The organism is Microcystis aeruginosa NIES-2549, assembly GCF_000981785.2.
GTDB lineage: Bacteria > Cyanobacteriota > Cyanobacteriia > Cyanobacteriales > Microcystaceae > Microcystis > Microcystis aeruginosa_C.
Window position 1 is genome coordinate 161,789 of the sequence record NZ_CP011304.1, and the last position, 18,937, is coordinate 180,725.

Sequence of the window (18,937 nt, forward strand, 5' to 3'; positions counted from 1 at the left end):
CTATATCAGGCCAGCGGCAAACAAGTCGCCCCCATGGAACGGGCCATGGGTTTAAGTGATGAGGTTATTCGTTATTTAACCCTAAAACTCGATCGCGTGATGCCCCCCCCTGCCGATTTATCTCCCTTAACGGAAATTCCGCCCTCTCCTATCACCGAAGCGGTGGTGGAAGATGACGGTATCTCCGCTGAAGATTAATTATAGTCACAACTGTGTCGGATCAATGCCCAATTCGCGTAATCGGGCAAAAGCGAGGTCACGTTCTTGTTGTGCTTGGTTGCGCTCTTGTTGTGCTTGGTTGCGTTCCTCAAAGAGGGTTTCAGGGTCTTTAAATCGTTCCCCATCGGGATAAAAGACCTCTAAACCCTCTTCAAACATCTCAAACCGAATCCCTAGGATTGGGGAAGTCCAGGGAAAATTCAAGGCCGTTACTGGGAAAAAATCCTCTTGCTGATTGGCCCGTACCAATCCCCAGAAATCATGGGAGTCCGGGTCATAGAAAAACATCTCTAATACCCCATACTCCCGATAGAAAGACTGCTTTTTGAGCATTTCCCTGGCACTATTGCTCGGAGAGAGGATTTCAAACACTACCTGGGGAGCAATATTGTCTTCTTCCCATTGTTTATAGCTGCCGCGCTCACCCGGTGGACGGCCGAAAACTACCATGGCATCGGGAGCTTGACGGGGAGCGGGGGGTACAGTTACCTGCTGGGGATACCAGAGCAAATCTCCGGCAACAAAGACGGTTTGCCCTTTAAATAAATACTTGAGATTGGCAACCAAGCGAACAATCCAGCGATATTGAACTGTGTTGTCGGCCATGGGTTTACCGTCGGAGTCAGGATAGAAAAGTTGGGGTTCGATGGGTGCTTGAACCATGCTTTATCTCTTGCGATCGCATTTTTGCCTAACTTTATTGTATCATCGCAAATCCTCGGTTTAAAACCCCGTCCTTTTAGGACGGCTTTAAGCTACAATGGAAAAAGCGATAACCAAGCTAAAAACTGAACCTTGACCACAGATAGTAGGGGGTTTCGTTCAGAAAAGAATTCAAATTCGGCCTTGAACGAGTAAAACTTTCTAGGAAATAAGGTTGAACAGGAAATTTTTTCGACTTGTTCAAAGTGGCCGTCCGGCATTCGGACAATCAAAACGGACGGGTCGGAAAGCGTAAGACTACCGCTAAGGTAGCAGTATCCTGTGAAGCGTCAACCGTTCGGCTGCGCTCACGGCCGAAGCCCCATTCAACGACCATCCTAAAAAGGTGGCGTGGTGAGGAATCACCGCTCGTTTACGTCGGTGAGGATGTCAATGGATATTTTAATACAAATGCTCAGACTCCCCACTCCCGTCTCTAGACAAGAAAAAATGCGTTAAGTTTGACTTTAACGCTTATTTTTTCCATTATTTTTGCTCTAATGGCAGTGACTAGCTCTTGCGGCGAGCAAAAGCGCCAATACCAGCAACAGCTAAGATACCCAAGATAGCAGAAGGTTCGGGAACACTTGTTGATGCAAAAGCGGGAGGTGTACCGAAGGTGAAAACACTACTACCTTGACCCACACCAGAAGAAGCAATCGATAGACTGACTGTGGCAGCAGAAGTTGAGAAGGTGCCGCCACTATCTGCGAAAGTTCCCAAAAAAGCAATATTTAAACCAGTGTCATTCTGGCTGGTGATTGTACCAGAACTAGCAGTGAAAGTGTAGCGGTTTTCAGGGCTTGTACCAGCAGCGAAGCTCGTGGAAGCGAAGATAAGGTTGACGCCTTCAGTGGTATTACCCACACCAGCGCCACTGAAATCTAGAACCGGACCACCGCCGGTAAATGTCACGAAGAACCCCGCCCCCTCAACAAAAGTAGTTCCAGCCGGACCAGTGTTGAAGTCGTTAGCAGCGAGGGTGCCGCCGAAAGGGGTATAGGTATTGGGAACGCTAGTCACGAATCCTGTTAACGCGTTAAAGCTGATGGAGGTAGCTGTACTGAGATTACCAGTGAACGTTACACCGCCCATCGTGTTACCACCAAAGGTGGCATTAGGAGCAGTCTGAGCCTGAGCGATACCGCCGAAGCCGAAAGCTGCAACGCTGCCAGCGATGGCAAGAACGCCCGTGGTTAATTGTCTAGAGATGTTTGTGATCATTTTGATTTCTAGTTAGTAATAGGGCAGAAGTTGAAAAACAGAGATGGCCGATTCAAGTCTGAATTGCATCACTGTCTGATCTACCCTCATAGAATACCTCATTGGGGGTAGGATAGTCAAGACATTTTCGAGGACGATTGTTAATCAAGTTTACGGCTTTTTCCACCTGCTCTGGCTTAACAATTTTAAAATTCGTTCCCTTGGGGAAAAATTGTCTCAATAGTCCATTGGTATGCTCGTTTAATCCCCTCTCCCACGAATGATAAGGAGTAGCAAAATAAAAATCTGCTCCTAGTTTCTGACTCAACTCTTGATGTCCACAAAATTCTTTGCCGTTGTCACAAGTAAAGGTTTTTCTTTTGTCAGGGTGAATCTCTTGAAAAAGTTTTTCGGTGACAAGGGTTGATTTCCGATGCGGTTTTGTTTTTGGCTAATCCTGCTACTAAAAATTTCGAGGCTTTCTCCATATATGTAACGAGAACTCCTAGATGATTGCCTCCAATCATTGTGTCACTTTCCCAATGACCGATTTCGGTTTTCTGGTCAGCAATTGCTGGTCGCTCGCTGATATCTACACGCCCTGGAATCACTCCACGCTTACTTTTTGCTCCATTTCGACTCTTTCTTTTTCCTCGTCCAGCCGCGTAGGTATTCTTGATATTTTCCACAGTCAAGGGTAGTTTTGTTGTTCGGGACTATGATAATCTTTTAATCATTTTTTCACAAACTCTAAGGCCGACTCACTGACATTTTTAAAGGGTTGTTTGGCATTTTTTCGCCTTGTCTCGCTTTCAGCTTGTGCTGTGTCAGGTAGATAAGGACCTAAGCAAAATTAATTACACATATCTAACCACCTCTTGCCTCTTGCCCCTTGCCTCTTGCCTATCTTCACTAGGAAATTAATTTTGCACGACTACTTAGCAGCCGAGGGAACTTTGATTCCTTCTTAATTCTCGTGATATCGTGCTTTGATGACATCCGAGCCAGACGGCCATTTGCCGTTGAGATAAATTTCTCTCCTGACTAAGTTGGTAGAGCAAGTTTCTTTGTTCTATGTTAAGATGTTTTCGGCTCGTTTTTGGGTCTGATTTGTTTTTGTTAATGATAAGACAGTACCTGATGAGCCTTTCTTTGTCAACTCTTGAGGTTGATGCGTTTCATTTTTGAATTGGCGAGAGATTGCACACTAACGGACTTAAAAAAATTGCTCGTAAAATATCACTATTGCAATTAGCCTTGACGAATTTGAATACAGTATTAGGAGCAGGAAGCAATCGCAACAATGTCATTTACTTCGACCATAATAAGTACCTATCTAAAGACTTATGTGATTTCATTCGGTCAAGGAAGTGTTTATGCTCACAGGTAAACTGTGAGCTAGATCATTAAACCTCGACCTAATAAGTTAAGCTGCCCACGCATTTAAATTACTTGTTGATAAGTAGCTGGTTATAATTAAATTAAAAATGAATTTTGCCTTTAATCCCCCCTTGATCCCCCCTTAATAAGGGTGGTGTCTGACAACTTTTAACGCCTACCTACTTAGTATTAATCTGGTAGATATTCAGGATCGAGGATATCAGTTTTGGCAAAAGGACAGACATCAGGAAAAGTTTTTTTATCTAACCCTGTTTCTCTAGCGGCAAGTAGGCAAGCATTTCGATAACACTTATCAAAAACTTCCTCAAAATATACCTTGAGACTGGGGCTATCTTCAAAAACGTCCAACAATCTCAAACATTGTTCGGTGATAGAATACTGCCAACTATGAGAACGTTTAGAGGGTTGATACTTCCATTTAAGCAGGTGAAGCAATAGCTTTTCTAAATTACTTTTCAAAGCCTTTTTATCACTCCTACCCATTGCCTCAATTTCCTCAATCAGATTTTCTAAATCGAGGTACTCCCACTTACCTTCTTTAAGTAGGTTAAGTAGGTAGGCACAATTATTTGTAGGATGGGTTAGCGGTAGCGTAACATAATCGGGCGTTGGGTTTCATGCTTCAACCCAACCTACGTTCTGAGAGGATTGTGACTGGGAATCTTATAATTTTCGTGGGATAGGTTTGCCATCCATCCTAGCTAATGATAGTTTGCCGATTAGGGATAATAGGTGCATCCAGAGGTACAGGTTTCGCAGATTTCGACGGCATGAAGGTTGGGTAAACCAGCTTTTGCCAATTTTTCATAGATCCAGCGCGATAATTCTTCACTGGTGGGATTTTCTAAACCAGTGGTTTCATTGAGATAATGATGGTCGAGAAAATTATCGAGTAACGGCTGTAAATATTGTTTAATTTCGCCAAAATCCATCACCATTCCCTGTTGTGAGCCTTGGGACTGTAAATGATTACTTTTCACATAGACGCGCCCCAGCCAACTATGACCGTGGAGACGGCGGCATTTACCTTCATAATGGGGTAAATGATGGGCTGCTTCAAAGCGAAATTCTTTGTAAATAATCCATTCTGCCATGGTTAATCGGTCGATACTATCGGTTAGATCTGGTTTATTTATTTCGCCACCGATAGTTATCCATAATATGGACGAATTAAGGGTTTTAGGGTCTTGTTTCGGGAAACAGGTGCAAGATTTTGAGTCCTGTAGGGGTGAAGTATTCAGGCATAACCTATCGCTGAGACCGTAGATTTCCTATCCGAATGCTTCGCCCCTAACTTTTCAGCATACCCTACATAGCTTAAAAATTCTCGGTGACTCAATTGGCTTTGAGCTAAATCTGCTTGTAGGGGCAGCGATAACCGATAATCAGCGCGGAGACTGAAGAAGGCTCCGATTCCCGCTTAATAATCATTGACGAACAGTCTCTAAAGGTGTTAGCGGTAACAGCAGCTACCCAATTTTTTCTGGTATTTGCTATGCTGATTGTTAACAATTTGTAATCTTTGGGAAATTTCCTTAATACTGCATGGTCGTTTCTGCTACAATTCCACCCCTAGCTCAAGATACCCTCGCCCTGAAAGCGGTGTGGGCAAATATTGGCTATGATAGTTGTCCCCACCATTACAATTTCCATCTTCACACCCATTGTTCCGATGGTCAAATGAGTCCCCAGAACTTGATGACACAAGCGTTAGATATCGGACTAAAAGGATTAGCAATTACCGATCATCACTCGATCGAAGGTTATCGACAAGCCCAAATTTGGCTGGAAAATCAGCATTTAAAGAGTTCTCTACCCCATCTCTGGACAGGGGTAGAAATTACGGCGAATCTCTTAGAGACAGAAGTGCATATTCTTGGCTATGGTTTCGATCCCGCTCATGCCGTCTTGACTCCCTATCTGCAAAGAACCAAACCAGAAGGAGATCTGGCTTTAGCCTCTAGAGTCATTAACAGTTTACAGCAAGCGGGGGCCTTAGTGGTTCTGGCCCATCCCTTTCGTTACCATCGCCCCGCGGCCGATTTAGTGGCGGCGGCGGTAGAATTGGGTATTGATGGTATTGAGGCTTTTTATGCCTACGGCAATCCCAAACCCTGGCTACCCAGTCAACGGGAAACAGAACAAGCTCTCGCGCTTAGTCGTCAATATCAATTATTCGCCACCTGTAGCACCGATTCCCACGGTAAATCTTTATTACAGCGCATTTAGCCTGATCGCGGGATTAACTGTAAAATACTTAAATTGACTAAACTCGATCCTTTCTCGATCGAGTGTTGGTTTTTTATGGCCGTTGATCAGTGATCAGTAATCAGTAACCAGTGAAAGAGCCTAAATTTGTTGAAAATTGAAAACCTAAACCTGATAACTTAAAACTTAAACCTGATCACTGATAACTGATAACTGATAACTGAATAACCCCCTGAATGAAAGATTTATTCCTTTACACTTGCTGGTTAATTCCCATTTATGGCTTAATTGGTTCGATTTTAACCCTACCTTGGTCTTTAGGTATTATTAGTCGCACCGGTCCGCGGCCGGCGGCTTATATTAACCTATTGATGACCGTCTTAGGGTTAATACACGGATCGATCGCTTTTAATCAAATTTGGCATCGAGAGACAATTAAACTGGCTTTTGAATGGGTAAAAGTGGCCGATCTTAGTTTATCTCTTTCGATCGAACTTTCTCCCGTCAGTTTGGGGACGTTGGAACTGATTACCCTCATCAGTCTCTTGGCCCAAATCTATGCCCTTGGCTACATGGAAAAGGATTGGTCTTTGGCGAGATTTTATGGCTTAATGGGCTTTTTTGAGGCAGCTTTAGGGGGAATTGCCCTTAGTGACTCCCTACTATTCAGTTACGCTTTCCTAGAGATGTTAACGGTCTCTACCTATCTCCTCGTCGGTTTTTGGTATGCTCAACCTTTGGTCGTAACTGCGGCCCGAGATGCCTTTTTAACCAAGCGCGTCGGCGATATTATTTTATTGATGGGTTTGGTGGCTCTGTCCAGTTACGGAGAGGGATTGAGTTTTTCTCAGTTAGAAAATTGGGCGGTAAATAACCCTGTACCGCCTCTGACGGCGACTTTGTTAGGATTAGCCCTTATTGCTGGTCCAACGGGTAAATGCGCCCAATTTCCCCTGAATTTGTGGCTAGATGAGGCGATGGAGGGACCAAATCCAGCCGGAATCATGCGGAATTCGATCGTGGTTTCGGCGGGGGCCTATGTTTTAATTAAGCTGCAGCCGGTGTTTACCCTATCTCCGATCGCTGCCAATGTTTTAATAGTGTTGGGGACAATGACGGCCATTGGTACTTCTTTGATGGCCTTGTCCCAAATTGATATTAAACGCGCTTTATCCCACTCCACCAGTGCCTATCTCGGTTTGGTCTTTGTGGCGGTGGGATTAGGTCATGTGGATATCGCTTTACTAATTTTATTCTCCCATGCGGTGGCAAAAGCCTTATTGTTTATGAGCGCAGGAGCGTTAATTCTCACCACCAGTAACCAAAATATCACGGAAATGGGGGGAATTTGGGCAAGAATGCCGGCTACAACCATGGCTTTTTTAGGAGGTTCCGCAGGGATGACGGTGTTAATGCCCCTAGGGATGTTTTGGACGTTAAAACGGTGGTTAAGTGGCGAATGGGCGATTCCTTGGTGGTTATTAGCGGTTTTAATCTTTGTTAATTGTCTTAGCATCATCAATCTTACTCGGGTCTTTCGTTTAGTCTTTTTGGGACAAACCCAAAGTAAAACCCATCGCACCCCGGAAGTGGCTTGGCCAATGGCTTTGCCGATGGTAGCATTGATTTTAATCGTTTTATTGGCCCCGATTATTCCCCTACGTTGGGATTTTTGGCTATCTTTCACCAATCCCCTCCTTAATAACCGGAGTTTCACTATTGTCTGGGGTTTTCCCTTACTGATGGCCTCTGGGGTAATTGGCCTAGTTATCGGGTTAATGGTAGAGTTAAGACGAGCTTGGGCGAGACCAACTGGGTTAATCCTGCGATTCCTGCAAGATTTGTTTGCTTATGACTTCTATCTCGATCGCATCTATCAGTTTACCGTGGTTTTAGCGGTGGGCAGCTTGTCAAAAATTACCACTTGGCTCGATCGTTATATTGTTGATGGTCTGGTTAATTTAGTCAGTTTAGCGACGATTTTTAGCGGCAGTGCCTTAAAATATAATGTTTCCGGTCAATCGCAATTTTATGTCTTGACTATTCTCTTCGGAATAGGGGGATTAATCTGGCTCTTATTAAACGGTCAATGGTCACTGATAACTAATTATTGGTCATCCCTTTTGACTCATTGAACCTCTGTGTATCGCTCCCTAGTCTTCCGGTCGCGGACTAGGGAAGAGGAAAGCAGCCTGGTGAATAGGCTCGACGGGGAAAAAATCTCCACACTTCGACAAGGCTCAGTGACCACTTGGTCTATTTGTGTTATAATGGGTTGGTAAAAAATGCTGGTGTAGCTCAGTGGTAGAGCAGCTGATTTGTAATCAGCCGGTCGCGGGTTCAAATCCCATCACCAGCTTGTGGGAAAACCAACTGTTTTCAGTCCCTACAAGGCTTTGGTGGATCGGGTTGCGGCAAAGTCTATATAGGGTTTGCTGAATAATGGTAAAACCCTTTTAAAATAAGGCTTTTGACCTGTTAAAATCCGATGTTAGTGCTGCGAAAATCGGATTGGGGCCCTCAAAAACCTTGCATTATCCTCTTTATAGTACACAAACCAGTACAAAAAAAGCAGGGCAACAAAGCCTGAAACTCCTGACTCCTGACTCCTGACTCCTAACCCCACCAATACACTTTTTCAGCAAAGTCTATATACAATCTCTCAAAAAGCTGGTGTTGGTCTATCTTCAGATATTGATGCTACTGAGAAACTTACCTATGACTAAAAGAGCTTTACTACTAATTAATCGTCACTCGCGCAAGGGTAAAGAAAACTTTGCTCAAACTGTCGAGCTGCTCAATCATTGGGATTTTGAAATTATCAGCGTCCCTTTGAAAAAGGTAGAAGATATACCTTTTTTGATGGAAAAATATCGCTATGATATTGATTTAGTTATCGTCGGCGGTGGTGATGGGACTCTCAATGCTATGGCGGATATGTTGGTAGAAACTCAACTGCCCCTAGGCATTATACCTCTGGGAACGGCTAATGATTTGGCCCGGACTTTAGGGATACCGAATTCTATTGCCGAAGCCTGTCGAATTATTGCGGAAGGTAATTTAAAATATATCGATCTAGGTTGGGTAAATAATAAATACTTTTTCAACGTAGCTAGTTTAGGATTAAGTGTGAAAATTACCCAAAAACTGAACAAGGGTTTAAAGCGACGTTTGGGGATTTTTGCCTACGCTTGGACAGCCTTACAGGTATTAAGTAAAACCCGTCCTTTTACCGCTATGATCCGTGTTGATGGCCAAAATATCAAAGTTAAAACCCTACAAATAGCGATCGGAAATGGTCGTTATTATGGGGGAGGAATGCCGATCGCTCATGATGCCCAAATCGACGATCAAAGGTTAGATTTATATAGCCTAGAAATTGAACACTGGTGGCAAATTTTCCCGCTTTTATGGACATTACCACGAGGACAACAGGGTTTATTATCTTGGGTGAGAACTCTTAAAGGGAAAGAAATTCAAATTCAGACTCGTAAACCCCATAGTATCAACACCGATGGCGAAATTACTAGCACTACTCCCGCCATGTTTCGGGTTATTCCGGCGGTTTTAGGGGTCTATATTCCCCGTCAGGAAACACAATCTTAAAATTAACGAAAAGGAGGAGAATACAATAAACCCCCCTTTGTCCAAAGATTATTTAAACCTCGATCGAGTTGCAGGGGTTTACCGATTTCACGATCATAAATTTCACCGTAATTACCCACCTGTTTTAAGACTCTTTGGGCAAAATCATTGGGTAAACCCATATCTTCGCCTAACTTCTCATCAATACCCAAAAAGCGCCGAATACTGGGGTCTTTGCTATCGGCAAAAGTGGCAATATTTTGGGAGTTAATCCCGAATTCTTCCCCTTGAATTAAACTAAAAACGATCGAGCGGACGGCATTCGACCAAGGGGGATCACCATCGGCCACGGCCGGGGCCAAGGGTTCCTTTGATATTACCACTTCTAATAATTGATGATCCTGTGGTCGGGGAAAAACCGAGCGCCGGGCCACCAATTGGGAGCGATCGGAGGTGACAGCCTGACAGCGCCCCGCCTGATAAGCTGTATATAAAGCCTCCACATCATCGGAAACGATCGGTTTATAACCTTGCACTGCCGCTTTTGCCATGGCATCGGCCAGATTTTGTTCCGTGGTGGTTCCCGATAGCACACAAATGGACTTTCCGCTTAAATCTTCTAATTTCTTAATATTACTGGCTTTTGTGGCCATAATTCCCTGACCATCATAGAAAACCGGGGTGATAAACTCCATCCCCAGGGCGGTATCCCGGTTAACCGTCCAGGTGGTGTTGCGACTGAGGATATCCACTTCTCCCGTCTGTACGGCAGTAAATCTCTCTTGAGGGCTAAGTTTACGATATTCGACTTTGGAGGGATCATTAAAGAGAGCCGCCGCAATAGCTCGGCAAATTTGCACATCTAAGCCCGAATATTCGCCTTTTTCATTAACAAAGCTAAACCCCGGCACTTCTCCGTTAATGCCACAAATTAACTTACCGCGATTTTTCACCGTTTGCAAGCGGCCCGCATCGGGACTATTGGCAGTGGTAGAACTAGAATTGGGTTGATTTTCTGTCCCACAGGCAGTAATTAGCAGTAACAGCAGGGACAATGCACAAAAACGCCACTTTAGCATAGATATTTCTTTAGTCACTTAATTTTAGCTGAAAGACCAGAACAAGCTTAACAGTATAGCCACGATCGCACCGATAACCGTATTGATCACATTGACCAATTCATTAGTTAACCACAGAAAGCGAGTTTGTAGGGTAGCACCGATGAGACTTTCGATATTGGTGGCGATAAATGCCGCAATTACGCACCATAACACACCAAGAAGATCGATCGCACCAATACCCCATGCTAACAGGGAAATAGCCGTGGCTGCCAGCAAACCGGCGAACGTTCCCTCTAAACTAACAGCCCCTTCTGTTCCCCGGGGGACGGATTTAAAATTAGTGATTAGATAAGTAGTTTTACCGTAAGCTTTGCCCACCTCACTGGCAGTAGTATCGGCTAATTTGGTGCTAAAACTAGCCACATAAGCGAGTCTTAAGAGGTAATCCCAGGGAGAAGCGGCAAAAAGACTGAGGATAGCGCAAATTGCCCCCGCTAAAGCGGAACCCCAGACATTTTCAGGACCGCGCACCCCCGCTCTTTTTTCGGCAATTCCCTCTGCTTCCTTGCGAGCTAACCCGATGCGGGTGACAGTAGAACCGACGAGGAAATAGAATAAAACAATTAGATAACCGCGCCATCCCAAGCTTCCCCAGACAATCACCCCTAAAAACCAAGCATGGAGATAACCCATCGGAGTTAAGAGCTTTTTTGGGGCAATTGCAGCGATTCCGAGCAGCACGGTATTGAGAAGAATAGCGACGAGCCAAGGATTAGTTAACATAGTATCTGGGCAAAGTTTACCTCCCCTATTGTATCGATCGAGTCGATGAAAACTAATCAACCTTATCAACCTCTTTTACTGCGAATTCTGCACGGATTAACAGGAATTGCTCTCATTGCCGCCATGGTTACGGCCTATTGGACCTATGATACTTTTGACGGTCGTTGGTTAAAACTGCCTTTACCAGAATATCGAGAAATTGAAAGTATTCATGGCACTTTTGGCCTCTATACTCTGATTATCTTTCCCGTTTTTGCTATCTATGCTTTTCGTCGGGGCAACAAAAGATTAATTCAAAGTGATTCTCTTAACAAATTAACCCAATTTGGTAAGCCGATTTGGTGGTATAGTCTCCATCGTTTAGTCAATACTTTGATTCTTTTTGCCCTAACTTTTGCCTTGTATAGTGGTCGGATGATGGATTCCGAATGGCTACCAGAAGGGGAATTAAATCACTTTTGGTATTATGCCCATTTGCTCAGTTGGTTAATTATGGCAGTAAGTCTGATCCTGCACCTGCTCATGACTGCTAAAGTGGGAGGGATTCCCCTGTTATTATCTATTCTTAAATGGCGTTTTCGTGAACAAGATAATCCGAAATTATGGTTATCTCAATTACGTCAATGGCGGTTAAATTTGCGTCTAGCTAATACTTTGCAGTGGCTACAATCTCTTAACTTATATAAAATCTTAGAAATTGTTGTTTTATTGGGTATTATAGCGGCTTGGATTGTTCCCAAGTTTGACTAAGCTGTACTGTATTTAAACTGCGTATTGGGAATTTTAGTACAAATGCTCGAATTCCCTGCTATCCTCCTCTCCTATACCTTTTAAACAGGATTTATTATGATTTATTGACCCCGACGAGCGAGAATAATCATCGTCTTTGCTAAGGGAGCAATACGACCAATACGATAGATTTTCTCTACCGATAAATTAGCTTCTGTTAACAGTTTTGTGATAGTTTTGACAGACCAGAATTTAATATGTCCGTGATCCCAAAGAGCGGTAAAATGATCGTCCATCTTACCCGTAGCCGCTAGGGCTAAATTTTTGAGATAACTATGATAGGGAGTGGAGATCAGCGCATATCCCCCCGGTTGCAGCAGATTATAAACGGTCTTAGCGTAATTGCGCGGGGCATAGACGTGTTCTACCACCTCCAAACTAATTAGCAGCGGAAAAGTGCCAAATTTACTAGCCAGATCATCATAGGCGGAGCCAACGTATAGATCAAGTTCAGGATAGGCTTTTTTTGCCTCTGCTATCCCCGATTCGGAAGGATCGCAGCCACTGACTTGAAATCCTTTTTCTGATAACCAATTAGCGATCGAACCGTTGCCACAACCGAGATCAAAAATACGCTTTTCAGGAGGAGCAAGATCGGCAAAAATCTGACTCAGAGAGGGTAGCAAATAAGCGTGGGCAGTCCCACAGCAAGAATTTTGATAATGATAATAATCTGACATATTTTAAAATAGTTAATATGTAAGTATTTTTCGTGGTATAACCACTATCGCAGGGTAATACAAAAAGTAACTTTTGTCAAGGGTTTGGTGAAATTTATTCTTACAGCCCATTGATACGAACTGTTATACTATTTTATCAATATATTGCATATACTATTATCCATGGACATCTTGCAAAAATTAAAAACCTTCTCCTAGGCGAGAAGTCTCCGAGCCATTATTCTCCTAGTTAGAAGTCGTAAACTTAACAGTAATACCCGAATTCTGTTATCAGAAAACTTTAACAACTACCAGAGGGGATCGGAGTATAAATGAACGGTTAAAGAATCTCGATCGCCGGGGATACCGGTAATACAACTACAAATTTGAGTGCCATCATCTAATTCTACCTCGCAAGCGTGACAGGAACCCATTAAACAGCCGGTAGGAATGTCAATTCCTGCTTTTTTGGCCACGTCTAATAATAGTTCTCCCGTTTCCGCTTCTATGATAATATCATCGGGTAAAAAACGCACTGCAATAGTCATAATTTCTCCTTACAAATGAGCAAAAATAGGGTTAAGATTTAAATGTTCTTCCAATAAATTAGCCATATTATCTAGGGTTATTTCTCTTTGTTCACTATAGTTAGCAATTCCCGTAGGCAAAGACAATAAACCGCGACGCTGACGTAGATGATTTAACCAAGTTCTTCGCCAAGAACCATTATCAAAGATACCATGTAAATAACAGCCCCAAATTGACAGAGAATCATTGACAATTCCTAGACTAGCATCTTCCTCGAACATTTTTTGATAACCTGATTCACTTTCCCATTGGCTTATTCCCTGGTGAATTTCGTATCCCATTACTGGTAAACCTGCTTGGGGATAATTAGATAAAACTTGTCGTTGACGGGTAATTTTTTCGGCAGTAATTACCGTTTTTAACGGCAGTAAATTTAAGCCAGCTGCCTCACTGTCGGAACCTTCTCGATGATCAGGATCCAGGATTAATCGCCCTAACATTTGCAAACCACCACAGATGCCAAAGATAATACCTCCCCTTTGGTGATAGGCTTGTAATTGATTAGCCATACCACTTTGATTAAGAGCAATTAAATCAGCAACAGTGGTTTTAGAGCCGGGGATAATTACCCCATCGGGATCACCTAAAGATTCCTGTAATTCTAGATAACGGACATTAACCGTTGCTTCGCCACAGAGAGGGTCAAAATCAGTAAAATTAGCGATATGAGGCAGACGAATGACACTGATATTTAGTTCAGCTTTGGGTTTTTGGGCGGGTCGATCGAGTAAACTAAGAGAATCCTCGGCACTTAAAAAGATATCACTATAGGGAAGAACTCCTAAGACGGGAATTTTTGTATAATCTTCTAGCCAAGTAATCCCCGAATCTAAGAGGGATTTTTGTCCGCGAAATTTATTGATCACAATACCTTTAATTAAAGCTCTTTCCTCCGGTTCTAATAATTCTAACGTACCGACGACGTGAGCAAAAGCCCCCCCGCGATCAATATCCACCACTAAAATAGTAGCGGCATCGAGATATTTAGCCACCCGCATATTAGTTAAATCGCGATGTTTGAGATTTATTTCCGCCGGACTTCCCGCACCTTCACAGACAACTAGATCAAATTCTGTTGATAATTTAGCTAAAGATTCTTTAATTGCTTGCCAACCTTGCTCAAAATAATTCTGATAATAATCCACTGCCGTGGTGACACCCACAGCCTTGCCTTTAATAATCACCTGAGAGGTCATATTTCCCTGGGGTTTTAATAAAATTGGGTTCATTTCTACCCGGGGAATTGTCCCCGCGGCCCATGCTTGCACCGCCTGAGCGTGACCCATTTCTCCCCCTCCGGCGGTAACATAGGCATTAAGGGCCATATTCTGACCTTTAAAGGGTGTTACCTGCCAACCTTTCCGGTTGAATAAACGACATAAAGCCGCAGTTAAAAAAGATTTACCCGCGTGGGAGGTTGTCCCCACTACCATAATTGCTTTCATCTAGTTTTTTTATTGAGTATTTTCAGTGAACAGTAATCGGTAAACAGTAATCAGTTGATACTAAATCCGTTGAGTATATGCTACTTATAAGGACAGGCACTCATGCAAGAGGCTAATAACTGAAAACTCACATCTGATAACTGATAACTGATAACTGACTCCCGACTCCTGACACCATTAAAAAGAAAACCAACGTTGCAGAGCATTTAAAAATCTTTGCCAGAAAGTGGGTTGAGGGAAAAGGTCCCCTTGGGGTTGCCATTTTTCTATTAATTTCCTCCCCAAAGGAGTGAGACGAAAACTATCGGTTATCCCCTGTCCATCTACTTCTCGCCGCAAAATTCCCACTTTAATCAACCAGAGAAGATAGCTTTCCGCTGCTGCTTCCGTCAGCAGTCTGGAAGTATAACCTTTTTCTAAACCTCCAGCACCCGGAATGCTTAAAAGTGATACACTTCGCTCCAGCATAGCCGCAAATAAGGTGACACGGAAAGGAGAACAACAGAGGGCGCGTTGGGCCCTAGTGATGGTAGCATCAGGATAATTGATGGCGGTAACGGTGGGAGTCGATAGGCTCATAGATTCCAGTCGTTTAGCTATTGATAAACTCATTGTTACATTAATTCTGTCTCAACCCCTGTCAACCCCAATCATCGATAGAATAGGGATGAAGTGTTAAGTAGCTTGAGTGTTTATGCAGTCTCCCGAACCGTTCGATACTAAATATACCCCAGAGGAAGTGGAAGTGGAAATCGAAACCGACGATTTTTCCCCCGTTGATACCCCGGTTAGTTTCGCTGCCACCCTCGAAAAAGTGAAAACTTGGTACGGCAGCCTGTCCACACCGGCACAGGTAGTCGTAGCAGTGGCGGGGGTTTTTGTGGCTCTTTCGATTTTAACGGCGATTTTACGGCTAGTTAGCGCAGTTTTAAGCGCTTTAATCCTCGCTGCTATCGTTTATCTCATCTATCGTTACATCCTCAAACCGAAAGTTTAGTCGGCTATGCACATTTTCTGTTCAATGTCAAGAGTTTAATTGATAAAAAAAATTTATGGAAGAAGCGGACACCAGAGATATCTTAGGGGAAAATGTGGCTAAGTTGGGATTGGCCCAGATTCAGCGTCATCTATTTCTCTGCTGCGATCAGACTAAGCCAAAATGCTGTGACAAGCAAGAAGGGTTAGAAGTGTGGGATTATTTAAAGAAGCGGTTAAGTGAATTACAACTCGATCGCCCTAGCGCCGACCGTCCGGGTTGTGTTTTTCGCACTAAAGCCAACTGTTTGCGGGTTTGTAGCCAGGGACCGATTTTATTAGTGTACCCGGAAGGGGTCTGGTATGGAAGGGTAAACAAGGAAGCGATCGAAAGAATTATCCAAGAACACCTAATCGGTAATCAAATCGTCACCGAATATGCCTTCCTTCGCCACGATTTACCGGCAATTTCTCTGAACTGTCCAGAAGAAGAACCCGAAACAATAGAGGAAAACAGCGTTAAAACTAACTGAAACACAATTAACTACACATATCTAACTACCTGTTGCCTCTTGCCTATCGATCCTTTGTCCGTCTCCATTCCCCCAACCCTGCAGCGTGGAAAATAGCGATGAAAGAGATCAACAAAGACAACAAACAACTTTTACTCATCGACGATGACCCAAATTTAATACTTTTGGTGAAGGATTATCTAGAGTTTCGTGGTTATAGGGTGACAACCGCAGAAAACGGTCCCGAGGCCCTAGAAATCCTCGAACGCGGGGCAAATACTGCCAAAGCAAGGGAAATCCCCGATATGATTATCTGTGATCTGATCATGCCGGAAATGGACGGTTATGCCTTCCTCGAAAAAATTCGTCAGGACAGTCGTTTTAGTGGCATTCCCGTGATCTTTCTCTCCCCTGAGGGGGACAGTCAGGACAAGGTAACAGGTGTAACCGCCGAGGCCGATTTTTATATGGTCAACCCCTTTGAACCAGAAGAATTAGTGGCCCGGGTGGAGTCTTTCCTCAAACAAGCAGGCCGGTTGCCGAAACGCACCTCCCGCCACCATTCCTCGGATGTCACCCCTGTTCAAGTCCAGGGTAATGTGGAATTAACCCCAACGGAGTTAAAAGTAGTACAATTGGTCGCCCAGGGCCTGGCTAATCGGGAAATCGCCGCAAAATTCAATGTTAGTCAACGGACAATCGAAAGTCATGTGTCGAATATGCTTCATAAAACCGGTCTTCATAATCGCACGGAATTGACCCAATGGGCGATCGAAAGTAATAAGCTGTTCACTATCTAGAGCTTGCTGAAAAACTTTTTTAGCATACCCTCAATAGTCAACAGCTTATCAGGGGTTAGGTCAGGTGATTGTCAACTCACCTTTTTTTGGCATTAAAAATCCCTGAGATTGTCCTGGGCTGCTAGTTGCGATCGCTCTTTTTCCATGGACAATTCCGTTTCCAATTCTTTGCTGAGGAAATAGTTGAGGAAAGTTCGGATAATAGCGATGAGGGCGAGTTGTGCCAAGGCTTCTATAGTAGGTGTGACGGTGGTAGCCACGATGTCTCCACCTAACTGAAACTCTAGGGCTAAAGATAGCCAAGTACCGAAACGAATGCGAATTTGATTGAAGGAAAAAGGGGGAAGACTGCGACGGTGACGATGAGACTGCCAAGCTAATTGTAGGGTTTTAATTAATCCGATCACCACACAAGCGATCGAAATACTTTCTAGGCAAAACTTGATGATTGCCACCGCAGAGATCAAGCCTGTTTCTAACGTTGCTAAAAATTCCATACCCAACAGATATCCTCTTATGGGATTATCCGATAAACCGACCTACCATCTAAGGAAGTTTCTCCAATGGCAGTTAGAACAGGTTTCTCGCCTGTTCTAACCTCTGACTGACTTAAGCCGGTCTTCCCTCCACCACCTTATCGATTAAACCGTAGGCGACAGCTTCCTCGGCGGAGAGGAAATAATCGCGGTCCGTGTCTTTTTCGATGCGTTCGATGGTTTGTCCGGTGCGATTAGCCATAATTTCGTTTAATTGCTGGCGAATACGCAGGATTTCCTTAGCTTCAATGTCGATATCCGTCGCTTGCCGGCGCCCAGTTCCGCCCATGGGTTGGTGAATCATAATCCGCGCATGGGGAAGGGCGAGACGCTTACCCGGACTACCGGAAGCCAGTAAAAATGCCCCCATGGAGGCCGCTAATCCCACACAGATAGTCACCACTTCCGCTTTGATGTACTGCATGGTGTCGTAGATGGCCATACCGGCGGTAACGGAACCCCCCGGCGAGTTGATATAGAGATAGATGGGTTTAGTGGGATCTTCCGAGTCGAGATAAAGCATTTGGGCCACAAGGGCATTGGCTAACCCGTCGGTGACTTCTTGCCCCAGAAAAAGAATGCGTTCCACCGAAAGACGGCTGTAAATGCTAATCCACTGTTCGTATTGGCTACCCGGCAGACGGTAGGGAACTTTTGGCACACCGATAGGCATAATTGGTAACAACTCCTGCTAATTTGTAATAAATCTTAACTAACTTGGGCGAGGGGTTTTGGTAGTTCCTTGCGACTTTCGAGAACGCGATCGATTAATCCGTAGTCTTTCGCCTGTTGTGGGGTGAGATAGAAGGTGCGATCCATATCTTTCGCCAGTTTTTCGGTGGTTTGACCCGTATTTTTCGAGAAAATTTCCAACATCGTCTGTTTGTTGGCGATTACCTCCTTGGCACGAATCTGGATATCGGTGGCTTGTCCCTGGGCCCCGGTGCGATTTTGGTTGAGAACAATGGTAGCGTGGGGTAAGGAGGCGCGAAAACCCTTGGTTCCTGCGGAAAGAATCATCGCGGCAGTTCCCATGGCCTGTCCGATACAGATAGTATGAACGGGAGGTTTAATGTAGTTGAGGGTGTCACAGATGGCGAAAGCTTCGGTTTCGTAGCCGATCGCGTCGCCAGTGTACCAGGATGTGCCGGTAGAGTTGATATAGAAGAAAATCGGTTTTTCGGGATCGTCAAATTGCAGGTAGAGCAGTTGGGCGATAATTAATTCCGTCACGTCCACCCCGACATTGCGCTTGACATCATCGGAGGAAAATAAAGGCAACCCCAGATAGACAATTCTCTCTTTGAGCAGGAGAGATTCTAAGTCTGGTGGTGGTGTCCGATAGGCTGCATCCCCATAATAGGCAGTTTGTACCGCTTTAATCACTGAGTTCATCGAGTTTTTCCGTCATACACAGTATCCTGCTTTTGATTTTAACGTAATCAGGTTGACCGATCGGCAAAAGTGTAGC

General features: G+C 44.1%; 19 protein-coding genes, 1 tRNA gene and 4 pseudogenes. 9 read left to right on the plus strand and 15 right to left on the minus strand.

Annotated elements, in window-relative coordinates; all coding sequences use genetic code 11:
- Nucleotides 1–3 precede the first annotated feature (3 nt).
- Nucleotides 4–198 (plus strand): annotated as a pseudogene (locus myaer_RS22605) (30S ribosomal protein S6); the annotation flags it as partial.
- A 6-nt stretch (nt 199–204) separates the two neighbouring features.
- On the opposite strand, the gene myaer_RS00790 reads toward myaer_RS22605, so the two are convergent.
- From myaer_RS00790 to queD, 6 genes and pseudogenes are all read right to left on the minus strand, one after another.
- The gene (locus myaer_RS00790) at nt 205–882 is read right to left on the minus strand and encodes a Uma2 family endonuclease (RefSeq protein WP_046660560.1); all 678 of its coding nucleotides are present in this window, start codon (nt 880–882) and stop codon (nt 205–207) included.
- Nucleotides 883–1,431: 549 nt separating this feature from the next.
- A complete protein-coding gene (locus tag myaer_RS00800) occupies nt 1,432–2,145 on the minus strand; it encodes a PEP-CTERM sorting domain-containing protein (RefSeq protein ID WP_046660562.1) in 714 nt (237 codons plus the stop codon).
- 52 nt (nt 2,146–2,197) lie between these two features.
- Nucleotides 2,198–2,971 (minus strand): annotated as a pseudogene (locus myaer_RS00805) (IS30 family transposase); the annotation flags it as partial.
- Nucleotides 2,972–3,065: 94 nt separating this feature from the next.
- Nucleotides 3,066–3,248: pseudogene (locus tag myaer_RS00810) on the minus strand (helix-turn-helix domain-containing protein); the annotation flags it as partial.
- A gap of 445 nt (nt 3,249–3,693) precedes the next feature.
- Nucleotides 3,694–4,074 (minus strand): annotated as a pseudogene (locus myaer_RS00815) (DUF29 domain-containing protein); the annotation flags it as partial.
- Between the two features lie 170 nt (nt 4,075–4,244).
- Nucleotides 4,245–4,619, minus strand: coding sequence for a 6-carboxytetrahydropterin synthase QueD (gene queD, locus myaer_RS00820; protein ID WP_044000032.1), 375 nt, complete (start codon nt 4,617–4,619; stop codon nt 4,245–4,247).
- 451 nt (nt 4,620–5,070) lie between these two features.
- Here queD and myaer_RS00825 point away from each other — a divergent pair, with 451 nt between their 5' ends.
- From myaer_RS00825 to myaer_RS00840, 4 genes are all read left to right on the plus strand, one after another.
- Nucleotides 5,071–5,754, plus strand: a complete 684-nt coding sequence (locus myaer_RS00825; protein ID WP_046660567.1) for a PHP domain-containing protein — start codon at nt 5,071–5,073, stop codon at nt 5,752–5,754.
- 215 nt (nt 5,755–5,969) lie between these two features.
- On the plus strand, nt 5,970–7,868 hold the full coding sequence (locus myaer_RS00830; protein ID WP_046660568.1) for an NAD(P)H-quinone oxidoreductase subunit F: 1,899 nt from the start codon (nt 5,970–5,972) through the stop codon (nt 7,866–7,868).
- 152 nt (nt 7,869–8,020) lie between these two features.
- Nucleotides 8,021–8,092, plus strand: a tRNA-Thr gene (locus myaer_RS00835).
- Between the two features lie 359 nt (nt 8,093–8,451).
- Nucleotides 8,452–9,339: a lipid kinase gene (locus myaer_RS00840; RefSeq protein WP_046660569.1), complete on the plus strand. Its 888-nt coding sequence runs from the start codon at nt 8,452–8,454 to the stop codon at nt 9,337–9,339.
- A gap of 2 nt (nt 9,340–9,341) precedes the next feature.
- Here myaer_RS00840 and myaer_RS00845 read toward each other — a convergent pair whose 3' ends face one another.
- Nucleotides 9,342–10,397, minus strand: a complete 1,056-nt coding sequence (locus tag myaer_RS00845) for an amino acid ABC transporter substrate-binding protein (protein WP_046660570.1) — start codon at nt 10,395–10,397, stop codon at nt 9,342–9,344.
- A 24-nt stretch (nt 10,398–10,421) separates the two neighbouring features.
- Nucleotides 10,422–11,162 carry a TIGR00297 family protein gene (locus myaer_RS00850; RefSeq protein WP_046660571.1) on the minus strand — a complete coding sequence of 247 codons (741 nt, stop codon included), beginning with the start codon at nt 11,160–11,162 and terminating at the stop codon, nt 10,422–10,424.
- A gap of 45 nt (nt 11,163–11,207) precedes the next feature.
- On the opposite strand from myaer_RS00850, the gene myaer_RS00855 reads away from it, so the two are divergent.
- The gene (locus tag myaer_RS00855; RefSeq protein ID WP_046660572.1) at nt 11,208–11,912 is read left to right on the plus strand and encodes a cytochrome b/b6 domain-containing protein; all 705 of its coding nucleotides are present in this window, start codon (nt 11,208–11,210) and stop codon (nt 11,910–11,912) included.
- 101 nt (nt 11,913–12,013) lie between these two features.
- Here the strand turns inward: myaer_RS00855 and myaer_RS00860 are convergent, their stop codons facing one another.
- From myaer_RS00860 to myaer_RS00875, 4 genes are all read right to left on the minus strand, one after another.
- Nucleotides 12,014–12,631, minus strand: a complete 618-nt coding sequence (locus tag myaer_RS00860) for a class I SAM-dependent methyltransferase (RefSeq protein WP_046660573.1) — start codon at nt 12,629–12,631, stop codon at nt 12,014–12,016.
- Nucleotides 12,632–12,918: 287 nt separating this feature from the next.
- On the minus strand, nt 12,919–13,158 hold the full coding sequence (locus myaer_RS00865; RefSeq protein WP_002775208.1) for a 2Fe-2S iron-sulfur cluster-binding protein: 240 nt from the start codon (nt 13,156–13,158) through the stop codon (nt 12,919–12,921).
- A gap of 9 nt (nt 13,159–13,167) precedes the next feature.
- Nucleotides 13,168–14,643, minus strand: coding sequence for a cobyric acid synthase CobQ (gene cobQ / locus myaer_RS00870; protein ID WP_046660574.1), 1,476 nt, complete (start codon nt 14,641–14,643; stop codon nt 13,168–13,170).
- A gap of 177 nt (nt 14,644–14,820) precedes the next feature.
- The gene (locus myaer_RS00875) at nt 14,821–15,222 is read right to left on the minus strand and encodes an Npun_F0494 family protein (protein WP_046660576.1); all 402 of its coding nucleotides are present in this window, start codon (nt 15,220–15,222) and stop codon (nt 14,821–14,823) included.
- 115 nt (nt 15,223–15,337) lie between these two features.
- Here myaer_RS00875 and myaer_RS00880 point away from each other — a divergent pair, with 115 nt between their 5' ends.
- From myaer_RS00880 to myaer_RS00890, 3 genes are all read left to right on the plus strand, one after another.
- Nucleotides 15,338–15,640, plus strand: coding sequence for a hypothetical protein (locus myaer_RS00880; protein WP_046660577.1), 303 nt, complete (start codon nt 15,338–15,340; stop codon nt 15,638–15,640).
- A gap of 55 nt (nt 15,641–15,695) precedes the next feature.
- Nucleotides 15,696–16,151, plus strand: coding sequence for a (2Fe-2S) ferredoxin domain-containing protein (locus myaer_RS00885; RefSeq protein ID WP_046660578.1), 456 nt, complete (start codon nt 15,696–15,698; stop codon nt 16,149–16,151).
- Nucleotides 16,152–16,249: 98 nt separating this feature from the next.
- Nucleotides 16,250–16,930, plus strand: a complete 681-nt coding sequence (locus tag myaer_RS00890; RefSeq protein WP_046660579.1) for a response regulator transcription factor — start codon at nt 16,250–16,252, stop codon at nt 16,928–16,930.
- 92 nt (nt 16,931–17,022) lie between these two features.
- Here the strand turns inward: myaer_RS00890 and myaer_RS00895 are convergent, their stop codons facing one another.
- From myaer_RS00895 to myaer_RS00905, 3 genes are all read right to left on the minus strand, one after another.
- A complete protein-coding gene (locus myaer_RS00895; protein ID WP_046660580.1) occupies nt 17,023–17,427 on the minus strand; it encodes a DUF1622 domain-containing protein in 405 nt (134 codons plus the stop codon).
- 112 nt (nt 17,428–17,539) lie between these two features.
- The gene (locus myaer_RS00900) at nt 17,540–18,139 is read right to left on the minus strand and encodes an ATP-dependent Clp protease proteolytic subunit (RefSeq protein ID WP_002734165.1); all 600 of its coding nucleotides are present in this window, start codon (nt 18,137–18,139) and stop codon (nt 17,540–17,542) included.
- A 35-nt stretch (nt 18,140–18,174) separates the two neighbouring features.
- Nucleotides 18,175–18,861, minus strand: a complete 687-nt coding sequence (locus tag myaer_RS00905) for an ATP-dependent Clp protease proteolytic subunit (protein ID WP_002746650.1) — start codon at nt 18,859–18,861, stop codon at nt 18,175–18,177.
- Nucleotides 18,862–18,937: the final 76 nt, after the last annotated feature.

Bases quoted from the DNA above. Each gene is read 5' to 3' on its own strand.
- myaer_RS00790 (WP_046660560.1), bottom strand. From the start codon at position 882: ATGGTTCAAGCACCCATCGAACCCCAACTTTTCTATCCTGACTCCGAC.
- myaer_RS00800 (WP_046660562.1), bottom strand. From the start codon at position 2,145: ATGATCACAAACATCTCTAGACAATTAACCACGGGCGTTCTTGCCATC.
- queD (WP_044000032.1), bottom strand. From the start codon at position 4,619: ATGGCAGAATGGATTATTTACAAAGAATTTCGCTTTGAAGCAGCCCAT.
- myaer_RS00825 (WP_046660567.1), top strand. From the start codon at position 5,071: ATGGTCGTTTCTGCTACAATTCCACCCCTAGCTCAAGATACCCTCGCC.
- myaer_RS00830 (WP_046660568.1), top strand. From the start codon at position 5,970: ATGAAAGATTTATTCCTTTACACTTGCTGGTTAATTCCCATTTATGGC.
- myaer_RS00840 (WP_046660569.1), top strand. From the start codon at position 8,452: ATGACTAAAAGAGCTTTACTACTAATTAATCGTCACTCGCGCAAGGGT.
- myaer_RS00845 (WP_046660570.1), bottom strand. From the start codon at position 10,397: ATGCTAAAGTGGCGTTTTTGTGCATTGTCCCTGCTGTTACTGCTAATT.
- myaer_RS00850 (WP_046660571.1), bottom strand. From the start codon at position 11,162: ATGTTAACTAATCCTTGGCTCGTCGCTATTCTTCTCAATACCGTGCTG.
- myaer_RS00855 (WP_046660572.1), top strand. From the start codon at position 11,208: ATGAAAACTAATCAACCTTATCAACCTCTTTTACTGCGAATTCTGCAC.
- myaer_RS00860 (WP_046660573.1), bottom strand. From the start codon at position 12,631: ATGTCAGATTATTATCATTATCAAAATTCTTGCTGTGGGACTGCCCAC.
- myaer_RS00865 (WP_002775208.1), bottom strand. From the start codon at position 13,158: ATGACTATTGCAGTGCGTTTTTTACCCGATGATATTATCATAGAAGCG.
- cobQ (WP_046660574.1), bottom strand. From the start codon at position 14,643: ATGAAAGCAATTATGGTAGTGGGGACAACCTCCCACGCGGGTAAATCT.
- myaer_RS00875 (WP_046660576.1), bottom strand. From the start codon at position 15,222: ATGAGCCTATCGACTCCCACCGTTACCGCCATCAATTATCCTGATGCT.
- myaer_RS00880 (WP_046660577.1), top strand. From the start codon at position 15,338: ATGCAGTCTCCCGAACCGTTCGATACTAAATATACCCCAGAGGAAGTG.
- myaer_RS00885 (WP_046660578.1), top strand. From the start codon at position 15,696: ATGGAAGAAGCGGACACCAGAGATATCTTAGGGGAAAATGTGGCTAAG.
- myaer_RS00890 (WP_046660579.1), top strand. From the start codon at position 16,250: ATGAAAGAGATCAACAAAGACAACAAACAACTTTTACTCATCGACGAT.
- myaer_RS00895 (WP_046660580.1), bottom strand. From the start codon at position 17,427: ATGGAATTTTTAGCAACGTTAGAAACAGGCTTGATCTCTGCGGTGGCA.
- myaer_RS00900 (WP_002734165.1), bottom strand. From the start codon at position 18,139: ATGCCTATCGGTGTGCCAAAAGTTCCCTACCGTCTGCCGGGTAGCCAA.
- myaer_RS00905 (WP_002746650.1), bottom strand. From the start codon at position 18,861: ATGAACTCAGTGATTAAAGCGGTACAAACTGCCTATTATGGGGATGCA.